This window comes from Enterobacter cloacae complex sp. P27C, assembly GCF_014895705.1.
Taxonomy (GTDB): Bacteria; Pseudomonadota; Gammaproteobacteria; order Enterobacterales; family Enterobacteriaceae; genus Enterobacter; species Enterobacter bugandensis.
The window spans coordinates 66,364-80,369 of sequence record NZ_JADBQB010000001.1 but is presented as its reverse complement, the minus strand read 5'-3'; the positions used below and the strand labels follow the sequence as shown (position 1 = coordinate 80,369).

Here is a 14,006-nt window from a genome sequence, read left to right as displayed (position 1 = left end):
AACTACGCTGATTTTGCACCTGTTCCGTGTTAGCGCGTCTTAATAACCAGACGATTGCTCTGTTTGACCTCTTCCATCACCACATAGGTACGGGTGTCGTTCACGCCTGGCAGACGCAGCAGGGTTTCCCCCAGCAGCTTACGGTAGGCGGACATATCAGGCACACGCGTTTTCAACAGGTAGTCGAAATCACCGGACACCAGATGACACTCTTGAATTTCTTCAAGTTTTTGTACAGCGGCGTTAAATTGCTCAAACACATCCGGCGCACCACGATTCAGAGTAATCTCAACAAATACCAGAAGTGAGGCATCCAGATAATGCGGGTTCAGCAGAGCCGTATAGCCCTGAATAAAACCCTGTCTTTCCAGTCGGCGCACACGCTCAAGGCACGGCGTCGGGGAAAGTCCCACACGTTTTGAAAGCTCGACGTTGGAAATACGCCCATCCTTTTGCAATTCATTAAGAATGTTACGATCGATACGGTCGAGATCTTTGCCAGGGCGCTTCTTGCTATCTACCATTATTATTGTCTCTCTGTATTCCTTCCCTACTCCTGCCTGGACCCTGTGCACATCACTGTTCAGAGCCTGTACCCGTTAGTCATCACATCGCCTGGTTATGTATTAGACGCGATGCGGATTCGGGTTCTGTTGGTAAGAAGACCGCTGCCCGAAGGCTGTCACCGACATCACGTATGGCGTCTGTCCACGCCATGCGTAGATTTCACTGACACGGTAAAAATGGCATTTACGTGCATGCCTATGCGGCATACGGTTAACGCGGTTTTTTTTCTTCCTTGAATGTTTTCGCAAATGCGCAGGGGATTGTCAAAGCAAAACATCGTTTTTTAGTACAAGATGCCGGATATTCATTACGGGGGGGTATTAATCCTCATTTTACTGCTTTATAAACGAGCGGTTTTCAGTAGAAAACGTGACGTAACGGCACTGGATTCATCGGGCGCAGCTATTACATATATCGAAAGCAAAATCCCAGTGCTCTTTTTTTACGGCAACAAATTCCCTACAATCCAGCCCATTGCCTGCCAACAACAATGGGGATCTCATGGGCACGACCAAACACAGTAAGTTGTTAATCCTTGGTTCTGGACCTGCGGGATATACCGCGGCGGTCTATGCTGCACGCGCAAACCTGCAGCCGGTTCTGATCACCGGCATGGAAAAAGGCGGTCAGTTGACCACCACCACGGAAGTGGAAAACTGGCCGGGCGACCCGAACGATCTGACCGGGCCGCTGCTGATGGAACGCATGCACGAGCATGCCGCCAAATTCGAAACCGAAATCCTTTTCGACCACATTAATAAAGTGGATTTGCAGAACCGTCCGTTCCGCCTGACGGGTGACAGCGGTGAATACACCTGCGATGCGCTAATCATTGCCACCGGCGCCTCTGCCCGTTATCTCGGCCTGCCGTCTGAAGAAGCGTTCAAAGGCCGCGGCGTCTCTGCCTGTGCGACCTGCGACGGTTTCTTCTACCGTAACCAGAAAGTCGCGGTTATCGGCGGCGGTAATACCGCGGTGGAAGAAGCGCTGTACCTGGCGAACATTGCCTCTGAAGTGCATCTGATCCACCGTCGTGACACCTTCCGCGCCGAGAAGATCCTTATTAAGCGCCTGATGGATAAAGTGGCGAGCGGCAACATCGTGCTGCACACCAACCGTACCCTGGAAGAAGTCACGGGCGATCAGATGGGCGTTGCGGGTCTGCGCATTCGTGATACCCAGAACACCGATAACGTCGAAACGCTGGAAGTGGCGGGCCTGTTTGTGGCAATCGGCCACAGCCCGAACACCGCGATCTTCGAAGGCCAGCTGGAGCTGGAAAACGGCTATATCAAAGTGCAGTCCGGCATTCACGGTAACGCGACCCAGACCAGCATCCCGGGCGTGTTCGCTGCCGGTGACGTGATGGACCATATTTATCGTCAGGCGATCACCTCTGCGGGCACCGGCTGTATGGCCGCGCTGGACGCTGAACGCTACCTCGACGGACTGGCTGAACAAGGTAAATAATCTTTACAAGTCAGTAACAAACGTAAATAAAGGCGGCCACAGGTCGCCTTTATTTTTGCTCGCGTGTAACATGCAGATGTCTAATTTCTTATAACGTCACCTGCAAAATACGCAATGGAAAAAACCCGTCAACAAGAGTTAACACGCTGGCTGAAACAGCAAAGCGTTATTTCCCGCCGCTGGCTTACGATCTCCCGTCTTCTGGGGTTCGTTAGCGGTCTGTTGATTGTTGCCCAGGCATGGCTGCTGGCCCGCATTCTTAATCACATGATCATGGAGAACATTCCCCGCGAAGCGCTCCTGCTGCCCTTTATTGTTCTGATCCTGGTTTTTGTCCTGCGCGCCTGGGTGGTGTGGCTGCGTGAACGTGTCGGCTTCCACGCCGGACAGCATATCCGCTACGAGATCCGTCGTCAGGTGCTCGACCGCCTGCAGGAAGCCGGGCCCGCGTGGATCCAGGGTAAACCGGCCGGAAGCTGGGCGACGCTGATCCTTGAGCAGATCGACGATATGCACGATTACTACGCGCGCTATCTTCCGCAGATGGCGCTGGCGGTTTTTGTGCCGCTGTTGATTGTTATTGCCATCTTCCCGGTTAACTGGGTGGCGGCGCTGATCCTGCTGGGGACCGCCCCGCTGATCCCGCTGTTTATGGCGATGGTCGGCATGGGTGCGGCTGATGCCAACCGCCGCAACTTCCTGGCGCTGGGCCGGCTGAGCGGACATTTCCTCGATCGTCTGCGCGGGATGGAAACCCTGCGTATTTTTGGTCGCGGTGAAGCGGAAACCGAGAACATTCGCCTGGCATCACAGGACTTCCGCCAGCGCACGATGGAAGTGTTACGCCTGGCGTTCCTCTCGTCCGGCGTGCTGGAATTCTTTACCTCGCTGTCGATTGCCCTCGTGGCGGTTTATTTCGGTTTCTCCTATCTCGGCGCGCTGGATTTCGGCCACTACGGCACGGCGGTGACCCTCTCTGCCGGTTTCCTCGCGCTCATCCTGGCTCCGGAGTTTTTCCAGCCGCTTCGCGACCTGGGGACCTTCTATCATGCCAAAGCGCAGGCCGTTGGCGCGGCCGACAGCCTGAAAACCTTCCTGGAGACGCCGCTGGCGCACCCGGAGCGCGGTGACGTGGCGCTGAACGCTAAAGAGCCGGTAACCGTCGAAGCGAGCGATTTCTGCATTCTCTCACCGGAAGGAAAAGTGCTGGCTGGCCCGCTGAACTTTAGCCTGCCCGCCGGAAAACGCGTGGTGCTGGTCGGCACCAGCGGTTCAGGGAAGAGTTCTCTGCTGAATGCGTTATCCGGTTTTATGGCCTACACCGGTTCTCTGCGGATAAACAAAACTGAACTGCGTAATCTCGATCCCGACGCGTGGCGTAAGCAGCTCAGTTGGGTCGGACAAAACCCTCAGCTACCTGCTTCCACGCTGCGCGAAAACGTGCTCCTGGCACGCCCGGATGCTCGTGAAGATGAACTGCAGTCCGTTCTCGACCGCGCGTGGGTCAGTGAATTTCTGCCGCTGCTCCCGCAGGGTGTCGATACCGTGGTAGGCGATCAGTCTGCCGGGCTGTCTGTCGGCCAGGCACAGCGCGTGGCCGTCGCCCGTGCGCTGCTGAACCCGTGCCAGCTGATGCTGCTGGATGAGCCTGCTGCCAGCCTGGATTCACACAGCGAGCAGCGCGTCATGGCGGCCCTGAGCGCCGCTTCCCTGCAGCAAACCACCCTTATGGTTACCCATCAGCTGGAAGGCATTGCTGACTGGGATGAGATCTGGGTGATGGAAAACGGTCATATTGTTGAGCAAGGCAATTACGCCGCGCTTGTTGCCGCGCAGGGGCCGTTCGCCGCCCTGCTGGCGAACCGTCAGGAGGACATCTGATGCGTGCTCTGCTGCCTTATCTTGCGCTCTATAAACGCCACAAGTGGATGCTGACGCTGGGGATCGTGCTGGCGATTGTAACGCTGCTCGCCAGCATCGGCCTGCTCACGCTTTCCGGCTGGTTCCTGTCGGCCTCCGCCGTAGCCGGGTTCGCCGGATTATACAGCTTCAACTATATGCTGCCGGCGGCAGGCGTGCGGGGTACCGCCATTACCCGTACTGCCGGACGCTATTTCGAGCGGCTGGTCAGCCACGACGCGACGTTCCGCGTCCTGCAGCACCTGCGCATTTACACCTTCAGCAAACTGCTTCCCCTCTCCCCTGCCGGGCTGGCGCGTTTTCGCCAGGGCGAATTACTGAACCGTGTCGTTGCGGATGTCGACACGCTGGACCACCTTTACCTGCGGGTGATCTCCCCGATAGTGGGCGCGCTTGTGGTGATTGTGGTAGTTACGCTGGGGCTGTCCGTTCTGGATGTTCCCGTTGCGCTGACGCTGGGCGGGATCATGCTGCTGACGCTTATCATTCTGCCGCCGCTGTTTTATCGCGCCGGGAAATCCACCGGGGAAAACCTGACGCGGCTGCGCGGGGATTACCGCCAGCAGCTGACCTCCTGGCTTCAGGGCCAGGCAGAGCTAACCATTTTTGGTGCCAGCAAGCGCTACCGTGCCCGAATGGAAAGTACGGAGCTGAACTGGCATGAAGCCCAGCGCCGCCAGTCGGAACTGACGGCCTTCTCGCAGGCGCTGATGGTGTTAATCGGCGGCGTGGCGGTGATCGCCATGCTGTGGCTGGCATCCGGCGGGATTGGCGGTAATACCCAGCCAGGCCCTCTTATTGCACTCTTTGTTTTCTGCGCGCTGGCCGCATTTGAGGCTCTGGCCCCGGTGACGGGCGCTTTCCAGCATCTTGGACAGGTGATCGCCTCTGCCCTGCGCATCACCCAGATTGCCGAACAGGAGCCTGAAGTCACGTTCAGTGCCGGGCAAACCACCGTGCCTGAGCAGGTGGCGCTGACGCTTGATAACGTGACCTTCGCCTATGACAAACAGGCGCAGAACGCGCTGGAGGGTATCAACCTTTCCGTTAATGCAGGGCAGCGGATTGCGATCCTCGGCCGTACCGGCTGCGGTAAGTCGACGCTGCTGCAGCTGCTGACGCGCGCCTGGGATCCACAGCACGGTCAGATTCGTTTTAATAACACGTTGCTGACTGATTTCAGCGAGCAGGCCCTGCGCAAGACCGTGAGCGTTGTTCCACAGCGCGTGCATCTGTTTAGCGCCACCCTGCGCGATAACCTGCTGCTGGCCGCGCCAGAGGCTTCAGACGATGATCTTCGCTCCGTACTGGAGCAGGTCGGATTGCAAAAGCTGCTTGAGGACGAAGGACTGAACAGCTGGCTGGGAGAAGGCGGTCGTCAGCTTTCCGGCGGAGAGCTGCGCCGTCTGGCCATTGCACGCGCGCTGCTGCATGATGCACCTCTGATGCTGCTCGACGAACCTACAGAAGGGCTTGATGCGACAACCGAGAGTCAAATCCTTGATTTACTGGCAAACGTTATGGCAGGAAAAACCGTCCTGATGGTGACGCACCGCCTGCGCGGGCTGGCAAGTTTTGATCGGATAATTGTGATGGACAACGGACAAATTATTGAGCAAGGTAGTCACGCAGAGCTGTTGGCGAAACAGGGTCGCTACTACCAGTTCAAACAGCGTCTGTAGACTATATTTGTAGCGTCCTCACTCGCGTACTGGAGTTTTGCTGTCATGCGCCTGGTCCAGCTTTCTCGTCATAACATCGCGTTTCCTTCGCCGGAGGGAGCGCTGCGTGAGCCCAACGGGCTGCTGGCCCTTGGCGGTGACCTTAGCCCTGCGCGGCTATTAATGGCCTACCAGCGCGGCATCTTCCCGTGGTTTTCTCCCGGCGACCCGATTTTATGGTGGTCTCCCGACCCGCGCGCCGTGCTGTGGCCAGCGCAGTTCCATCTGAGCCGCAGCATGAAGCGTTTCCATGCTAAATCCCCATATCGCGTCACGCTGAATCACGCCTTTGGGCAGGTGATCGAAGGCTGTGCCGAAGATCGCCATGAAGGGACGTGGATCACCCGCGATATCGTCAACGCCTACCACCAGCTCCATGAGCTTGGCTACGCCCACTCCATTGAGGTTTGGGAAAAGGGGGAACTGGTTGGCGGCATGTACGGCGTGGCGCAAGGGACGCTGTTTTGCGGCGAATCGATGTTCTCCCGTGCGGTTAACGCCTCGAAAACCGCGCTGCTGGTCTTCTGCGAGGCCTTTGCCCAGCGCGGCGGACGCCTGATCGATTGTCAGGTGCTCAACGAGCACACGGCTTCTCTCGGTGCAGTTGACATCCCGCGACGACAGTATATTGAGCATCTTGACGCCTGCCGTCAGGAGAAGCTCCCGCGCGACTTCTGGATCCCCAGAATGCTCTTTATGCCCAATGCTTAAATGTTTTCCGCATATTTTTTGTGAGGGTGTTATAATTATGCCGCAGAGTAGCTTCTGCCTGTTGCCCCGCCGCCGTTTGGGACCCTCGCTTCAGATAACGTCCTGACGTTTATCCTGTTGTCTCCCCTTTACGAATGCGCTTCCTGTTCGGTTGTACCGTGACGCTTGGGCAATGCGCCGAAACTGTTTTGCTGCGTTTTAATCGCGCAATTCTTTACTTAATTGATGAATTTCGGCATTATCTTGCCGGTTCAAAACTTGGTAGTGATACCCCAGAGGATTAGATGGCCAAAGAAGACAATATTGAAATGCAGGGTACCGTACTTGATACGTTGCCTAATACCATGTTTCGCGTAGAGCTGGAAAACGGTCACGTGGTAACTGCGCACATCTCCGGTAAAATGCGCAAAAACTACATCCGCATTTTGACGGGCGACAAAGTGACTGTTGAACTGACCCCGTACGACCTGAGCAAAGGCCGCATTGTCTTCCGTAGTCGCTAATTTTTTCGCCTGTAATGGCAGATGAATATATAAAAGGTCGGGTTAATCCCGGCCTTTTTTATTTATGGCGTTAGTGTTGCTGCTTCGGAAGATGTATTGTCATCCATGGTTGTACAGGAGCGATTAAATCCCCCGCCATAGAATGAGCCATGTCATGAAGTAATCCCGTCAGGTGCGGCAGCATATCACGGTCAAAATGCGACACCAGCAGCACATGATTCAACGCCCGGCAGTAGTCACATTTCGTTTCTGTATCTTCAAGCAACCACTCTTTTTGTCGCGGTTGTTCCGCTTCTTCCTCAAATTCCACCACCTGAAAATCACGCATTGATTCTGTGAGGCCGGATTTCACCTCTTCCAGGTAGGCTCCGAGACAACGGCAAACGGGCTGCGTTTGCGGAAGTGATTTGCAATCCAGCAGGATTTCGGTGAGCAGTTGGCAGCGCTCTGCAAGGGTTGGGAGATCGGGGTTGAGGGAGAGTTCGGTGTAGAGTTGGGCGAAGCTATTAATATTAGTCATATGTGATCCTTTATGCACGCAAGATTATCTGTGCACACACTTTCAGGACGCCAATCCCGGCACCTGATTTTGCAGGTGCGCCGCCATTTTATTACTGTGGATTTATCCAGCAACTGACTTCGAAAGAAACTGGAAAGCGCCTCGCAAAATTCCTCTGCGGCCTGCTGCCCTCTCCCACGGGGATAGGGAGAAAAGCAGGCATAAAAAAACCGGGCTATAGCCCGGTTTTTAAGACCTACCTTACAACTCAGTGAGCCGCTTCCGGCTTGTGCTTCGCCGCACTCTGGAAATCGTACGTCAATTCGTTCTTCGCCTGGTCCAGCGCCACGGTCACCTGACCGCCGTCTACCAGCGAGCCAAACAGCAGCTCGTTCGCCAGCGGTTTCTTCAGGTTGTCCTGAATCACGCGCGCCATCGGACGGGCCCCCATCGCGCGGTCGTAGCCTTTCTCGGCCAGCCAGTTGCGGGCCTCCTGGCTCACTTCCAGCGAGACGCCTTTCTGATCCAGCTGAACCTGCAGCTCGACGATGAACTTATCCACCACCTGATGGATCACCTCGGTAGACAGGTGATCGAACCAGATAATGTTGTCCAGACGGTTACGGAACTCCGGCGTGAAGATCTTCTTGATCTCCTCCATCGCATCGGTGCTGTTATCCTGGTGGATCAGGCCGATGGATTTGCGCTCGGTTTCACGTACCCCGGCGTTAGTGGTCATCACCAGCACCACGTTGCGGAAGTCCGCCTTGCGCCCGTTGTTATCGGTCAGCGTCCCGTTGTCCATCACCTGCAACAGGATGTTGAACACGTCCGGGTGCGCTTTCTCGATTTCATCGAGCAGCAGTACCGCGTGCGGATGCTTGATCACCGCGTCGGTGAGCAGGCCGCCCTGGTCAAAGCCCACGTAGCCCGGAGGTGCACCAATCAAACGGCTGACGGTGTGACGCTCCATATACTCGGACATATCAAAGCGCAGCAGCTCAATGCCCAGCGCTTTGGAGAGCTGAACCGTCACCTCGGTTTTCCCCACGCCGGTCGGGCCGGCAAACAGGAAGGAACCAACGGGCTTGTGGTCATGCCCCAGGCCAGCACGGGCCATCTTGATCGCTTCGGTTAAGGCCTCAATGGCTTTATCCTGACCAAAGACCAGCATTTTCAGGCGATTGCCGAGGGTACGCAGCGTATCGCGATCGCTCTGAGAAACGCTCTTCTCAGGAATACGCGCGATGCGGGCGACCACGGACTCGATATCCGCCACGTTAACGGTTTTCTTACGCTTGCTGGCCGGCATCAGGCGCGCACGCGCCCCGGCCTCGTCAATCACGTCAATCGCCTTATCCGGCAGGTGACGGTCGTTGATGTATTTCACCGCCAGCTCCACCGCCGCACGCACCGCTTTCGCGGTGTAACGCACGTCGTGGTGCGCTTCGTACTTTGTTTTCAGGCCGTTGATGATCTGCACCGTTTCGTCAACCGACGGCTCGGTGACGTCGATTTTCTGGAAACGACGCGCCAGCGCGCGATCTTTCTCAAAAATGTTGCTGAACTCCTGGTACGTCGTGGAGCCCATCACGCGGATCTTGCCGCTTGAAAGCAGCGGTTTGATCAGGTTTGCCGCATCCACCTGGCCACCGGAGGCCGCACCTGCGCCGATGATGGTGTGGATCTCATCGATAAACAGGATGCTGTTGGTGTCCTGCTCCAGCTGTTTTAACAGCGCCTTGAAGCGTTTTTCAAAATCACCGCGGTATTTAGTGCCCGCCAGCAGCGAGCCAATATCCAGCGAGTAGATGGTGCAGTCGGCAATCACTTCCGGCACGTCGCCCTGCACAATGCGCCAGGCAAGACCTTCGGCAATCGCCGTTTTACCCACGCCTGACTCGCCCACCAGCAGCGGGTTGTTCTTGCGGCGACGGCACAGCACCTGAATCGCGCGCTCCAGCTCTTTATCGCGGCCAATCAGCGGGTCGATGCCGCCAACGCGAGCAAGCTGATTAAGGTTGGTGGTGAAGTTTTCCATACGATCCTCCCCGCCTGCTTGCTCTTCATTGTTATTGACCTGATTGCTGGAATCCGATGCCTGGTTAGGCTCGTCTTTGCGCGTTCCGTGAGAAATAAAGTTAACCACGTCGAGGCGGCTGACTTCGTGTTTGCGCAGCAGGTAGGCAGCCTGTGACTCCTGCTCGCTGAAGATGGCGACTAAGACGTTTGCGCCAGTCACTTCGCTACGTCCGGAAGACTGGACGTGGAATACAGCGCGCTGCAGCACGCGCTGGAAGCTGAGCGTCGGCTGCGTGTCGCGCTCCTCTTCACTGGCTGGCAGCACCGGTGTGGTTTGTTCGATGAAGGCTTCGAGTTCCTGACGTAGCGCCACCAGATCCACGGAGCAGGCTTCCAGCGCTTCGCGGGCAGATGGGTTGCTAAGCAGTGCGAGCAGTAAATGCTCGACGGTCATAAACTCATGTCGGTGCTCACGCGCTCTGGCGAAAGCCATGTTTAAACTGAGTTCCAGTTCTTGATTGAGCATAGGCACCTCCCCCAATTTTATGCCTTATCAGGCCTTTTCCAGCGTACACAGCAACGGATGCTCGTTCTCCCTCGCATAGTCGTTCACCATCGCCACTTTGGTTTCCGCCACCTCGGCGGTAAAAATGCCGCAGATAGCTTTGCCACGATAATGAACGGTAAGCATCAGTTGCGTTGCACGTTCTACATCATAAGAAAAGAACTTTTGTAGCACGTCAATAACAAATTCCATCGGCGTGTAATCATCGTTCATTAACATAACTTTATACATAGATGGCGGTTTTAGCGCGTCGCGCACTTTATCTTCCGCCAGCTGGTCAAAATCCAGCCAGTCGTTGGTCTTACCCATTTTGCATAACCACTTTGAATCTACCTCAGATGTTAGATAACAATCATCTATTACTGTCATCCGCGATGTCTGTCACAAACTGTTGCAATAGCGTTAACTGCTTCAAACTTTGGTTGATTATTGTCCCAACTCCAGCGCCAAACGCTTGACGACGTCTTTCGTTTATCTAAATTGTACAAGCGTGAGATGGCGAGGTTTTGAACAGCCCCCACTCCACCACCGGTTCATTCCATCTTAATTTATAAGATTTACGAAGGATGTCGAAGCATGGAAATGGGTACTGTTAAGTGGTTCAACAACGCCAAGGGGTTTGGCTTCATCTGCCCCGAAGGCGGCGGCGAAGATATCTTCGCTCACTATTCCACCATTCAGATGGATGGTTACAGGACGCTCAAAGCCGGGCAGTCCGTCCGGTTCGATGTACACCAGGGACCAAAAGGCAATCATGCAAGCCTAATCGTACCCGTTGAAGCAGAAACGGTTGCATAGCTCTCTGTTTTATTGTGTACATCACGCAGTCAAAATGCCAGCCCGATCGGCTGGCATTTTTATTTTCGGGTTATTCCCGAGCCAGCGCGTCCACCGGATCCAGCCGCGCCGCGTTGCGCGCAGGCAGCCAGCCAAACAAAATCCCGGTAAAGGTGGAACACAAAAACGCGGTGAGTATCGCCATCGGCGAGAAGCCAATCTCCCAGCCGGGTAAAAAAAGCTGGAGCGCAAAGGCAATCATCATCGAGAGCGCAATGCCCATCGCGCCGCCCACCAGGCATACCAGCACCGCTTCAATTAAAAACTGCTGAAGCACGTCGCTGGCCCTGGCCCCGACCGCCATGCGGATGCCAATCTCCCGGGTGCGTTCAGTTACCGACACCAGCATGATATTCATCACCCCGATACCGCCAACGACCAGCGAGATCACCGCCACCAGCGTCAGGAACAGCTGAAGAGTACGTGTGGTCTTTTCCGCCGTTTTCAAGAGGCCGTCCATATTCCAGGTGAAGAAATCTTTCTTCCCGTGGCGCAACGTTAACAGCCGTTCCAGCTGCTGTTCCGCCAGCGCGCTGTCGTAGCCCTCCTTCACGCGCACGGTGATGGAGTTAAGCCACGACTGGCCCATAATCCGCCCGGAGATGGTCGTATACGGCAGCCAGACGCGCAGGATTTTGCTGCTGCCGAACATCGACTGCTTCTCTTCCGCCACGCCAATGACCGTGGCAGGCATGTTGCCGACGAGGATCACTTCGCCCACCACGTTCGCTTTATTGGGGAAAAGCTGCCTGCGCGAGTTGGCGTCCAGCACCACCACCTGCGCCCTCCCCGCCAGCTGCTCGGCGTTGAAAGTGGCCCCTTCGCTGAAGGTCATGCCGTAGACGTTGAAGTAGTCGCCGCTCACGCCGTTGGCGCTGGCCGCCACGTCGATGTTGCCGTAGCGCAGACGCAGGTTTTGCGAGACCGCAGGCGTGGCGGAGTTCACCCACGGCTGCTTCTGAATCGCCGCCAGATCGTCATACTTGAGCGCCTGCTGATACTGCGGCTCGTCGTCGCCGAAGTCTTTGCCGGGATAGACGTCAATGGTGTTGGTCCCGATGGCGCGGATATCCGCCAGCACCAGCTGCTTGGCCGCGTCGCCCACCACCACAATCGACACCACCGAGGCAATACCGATAATGATGCCGAGCATGGTCAGCAGGGTGCGCATTTTGTTGGCCGCCATCGCCAGCCAGGCCATGGTCAGCGCTTCACGAAAGCCGCTGGAGAACTGCGCCCAGCCGGTCGACGCAGGCAGCGCTTCCTTCGGTGCCGCCGCGCGGGACTCACGCGGCGGTGGGTTGCTCACCAGCTCGCCGTCGTGGATCTCTATAATGCGTTCGGCCTGCTTTGCCACCTGCGGATCGTGGGTAACGATAATCACCGTGTGGCCCTGATCGCGCAGCTGGTGCAGGATCGCCATCACCTCTTCGCCGGAGTGGCTGTCGAGCGCCCCGGTCGGTTCATCCGCGAGGATCACCTGCCCGCCGTTCATCAGGGCGCGGGCAATACTCACGCGCTGCTGCTGGCCGCCGGACAGCTGCGACGGCTGGTACTCCACCCGCTCCGCCAGCCCCAAACGCGTTAACAGCGCCTTCGCGCGCTCAAGGCGTTTCTTCCGCTCAACGCCCGCATACACCGCGGGAACCTCCACGTTCTGCGCCGCGCTCAGGTGAGAGAGCAAGTGGTAACGCTGGAAAATAAAGCCAAAGTGTTCCCGGCGCAGCTTCGCCAGCGCGTCGCCGTCGAGCGTCGAGACGTCCGTCCCGGCCACGCGGTACGTACCGCTGGTGGGTTTATCCAGACAGCCGAGAATGTTCATCAGCGTCGATTTACCGGAACCCGACGCGCCTACAATCGCTACCATCTCGCCCGCCTCCACGCTCAGGGAGATGCCTTTCAGCACCTCTACCGGGTCGTCGCCGGACGGATAGCTGCGACGAATGTCCTTCAGCTCAAGCAGCGCGGTCATTTAGCGGCTCCGGGCAGGCTTTCGCTGATAACAACCTCCTCGCCCTCTTCCAGCCCTTTCTCCACCACCACGTCGGTGTCGTTGCGCGCGCCAATCACCACCTCGCGCTCGCGCGTTTCACCGTTGCGCAGCACTTTCACCTTGTAGCGATTGTCCCCGGCGGATTCACCCAGCGCGGAGAGCGGAACGGTCAGCACGTTCTTCACGCCGGTCAGCTGGATGTGCACCTGCGCGGTCATGTCCAGGCGCAGCACGCCCTTCGGGTTTGGCACTTCAAAACGCGCATAGTAGAAAATGGCGTCGTTAACCTTTTCCGGCGTCGGCAGAATGTCTTTCAGCACGCCCTCGTAGCGGGTCTGCGGATCGCCGAGTACGGTAAACCAGGCATTCTGCCCCGGCTTAAGATGGATCACGTCTGCCTCGGAGACCTGGGCCTTCACCAGCATGGTGCTCATGTCCGCCAGCGTCAGAATGTTTGGCGCTTGCTGGGCGGCAATCACCGTCTGGCCCTGCAGCGTGGTAATTTGCGTCACTTCCCCGGCCATCGGCGCGACGATCTTTGTGTAATCAAGATTGGTTTTCGCCGTATCCAGCGAGGCCTGATTACGCTTGATTTGCGCGTCGATCGTGCCAATCTGCGCCTGTTTCACCGCCAGTTCAGTCGCGGCGGTGTCTAAATCCTGTTTCGAGATAGCCTGGGTTTTCGCCAGCGCCTGCTGGCGGGTCAGCGTCACCTGCGCCAGATTACGCTCTGCCTGCGCCTGCGCACGCTGCGCGCGCAGCTCCATCAGCGTCGCTTCCACTTCGCGGATCTGGTTCTCAGCCTGCTCGGGATCGATAACGCCAAGCAGCTGGCCTTTTTTCACCTTGTCGCCAATCTCTACCGACAGCGTTTTCAGCTGGCCGCTGACCTGAGCGCCGACGTCAACTTTGCGCAGCGCATCAAGTTTGCCCGTCGCAAGGACATTTTGCTGCAGTTCACCCGGACGAACGATCAGCGTCTGGTACTGCGGCACAGGCGCGTTAAGCACCTGCCATAACCAGAATCCACCGGCTACAATCACCAGCGCCAGCAGCAGAAACAGCGTTCTGCGTTTTCCCTTGAGGTTCATAAATATTCCAAATAAATGTTCTGGCAATAATAAACGTTGATTCTATCTAAACGACTCCTTAACGAAACCCCTGTTCTCCGAAATCACCCTAATTTGTTTACAAGACG

General features: G+C 56.7%; 12 protein-coding genes. 6 read left to right on the top strand and 6 right to left on the bottom strand.

Going from position 1 to position 14,006, the window contains the following annotated elements:
• Positions 1-29: 29 nt before the first annotated feature.
• Complete coding sequence (gene lrp, locus IM291_RS00395; RefSeq protein ID WP_000228469.1) at positions 30-524, bottom strand: leucine-responsive transcriptional regulator Lrp; 495 nt, start codon at positions 522-524, stop codon at positions 30-32.
• Between the two features lie 544 nt (positions 525-1,068).
• Between lrp and trxB the strand changes: the two genes are divergently transcribed.
• From trxB to infA, 5 genes are all read left to right on the top strand, one after another.
• A complete protein-coding gene (gene trxB / locus IM291_RS00390; RefSeq protein WP_028012555.1) occupies positions 1,069-2,037 on the top strand; it encodes a thioredoxin-disulfide reductase in 969 nt (322 codons plus the stop codon).
• 114 nt (positions 2,038-2,151) lie between these two features.
• Positions 2,152-3,918: a cysteine/glutathione ABC transporter permease/ATP-binding protein CydD gene (gene cydD, locus IM291_RS00385; protein WP_049136502.1), complete on the top strand. Its 1,767-nt coding sequence runs from the start codon at positions 2,152-2,154 to the stop codon at positions 3,916-3,918.
• Positions 3,918-5,639 carry a cysteine/glutathione ABC transporter ATP-binding protein/permease CydC gene (gene cydC, locus IM291_RS00380; protein WP_192985894.1) on the top strand — a complete coding sequence of 574 codons (1,722 nt, stop codon included), beginning with the start codon at positions 3,918-3,920 and terminating at the stop codon, positions 5,637-5,639. Before cydD ends, cydC begins: the two co-directional genes overlap by 1 nt.
• 45 nt (positions 5,640-5,684) lie before the next feature.
• A complete protein-coding gene (gene aat / locus IM291_RS00375; RefSeq protein WP_192985893.1) occupies positions 5,685-6,389 on the top strand; it encodes a leucyl/phenylalanyl-tRNA--protein transferase in 705 nt (234 codons plus the stop codon).
• 284 nt (positions 6,390-6,673) lie between these two features.
• Positions 6,674-6,892: a translation initiation factor IF-1 gene (infA, locus tag IM291_RS00370; RefSeq protein ID WP_002211347.1), complete on the top strand. Its 219-nt coding sequence runs from the start codon at positions 6,674-6,676 to the stop codon at positions 6,890-6,892.
• Positions 6,893-6,962: 70 nt separating this feature from the next.
• On the opposite strand, the gene IM291_RS00365 is transcribed toward infA, so the two are convergent.
• The 3 genes from IM291_RS00365 to clpS form a co-directional block, all read right to left on the bottom strand.
• Positions 6,963-7,412: a hypothetical protein gene (locus IM291_RS00365; protein ID WP_192985892.1), complete on the bottom strand. Its 450-nt coding sequence runs from the start codon at positions 7,410-7,412 to the stop codon at positions 6,963-6,965.
• A gap of 247 nt (positions 7,413-7,659) precedes the next feature.
• Positions 7,660-9,939: an ATP-dependent Clp protease ATP-binding subunit ClpA gene (gene clpA / locus IM291_RS00360; RefSeq protein ID WP_028012550.1), complete on the bottom strand. Its 2,280-nt coding sequence runs from the start codon at positions 9,937-9,939 to the stop codon at positions 7,660-7,662.
• A 27-nt stretch (positions 9,940-9,966) separates the two neighbouring features.
• Positions 9,967-10,287, bottom strand: a complete 321-nt coding sequence (gene clpS / locus IM291_RS00355) for an ATP-dependent Clp protease adapter ClpS (protein ID WP_006174393.1) — start codon at positions 10,285-10,287, stop codon at positions 9,967-9,969.
• 267 nt (positions 10,288-10,554) lie between these two features.
• On the opposite strand from clpS, the gene cspD reads away from it, so the two are divergent.
• Complete coding sequence (gene cspD / locus IM291_RS00350; protein ID WP_006809408.1) at positions 10,555-10,776, top strand: cold shock-like protein CspD; 222 nt, start codon at positions 10,555-10,557, stop codon at positions 10,774-10,776.
• Positions 10,777-10,846: 70 nt separating this feature from the next.
• Here cspD and macB read toward each other — a convergent pair whose 3' ends face one another.
• Positions 10,847-12,787, bottom strand: a complete 1,941-nt coding sequence (gene macB, locus IM291_RS00345; RefSeq protein WP_192985891.1) for a macrolide ABC transporter ATP-binding protein/permease MacB — start codon at positions 12,785-12,787, stop codon at positions 10,847-10,849.
• Positions 12,784-13,899, bottom strand: coding sequence for a macrolide transporter subunit MacA (macA, locus tag IM291_RS00340; protein ID WP_028012548.1), 1,116 nt, complete (start codon positions 13,897-13,899; stop codon positions 12,784-12,786). The genes macB and macA overlap by 4 nt, the downstream gene beginning before the upstream one ends.
• Positions 13,900-14,006: the final 107 nt, after the last annotated feature.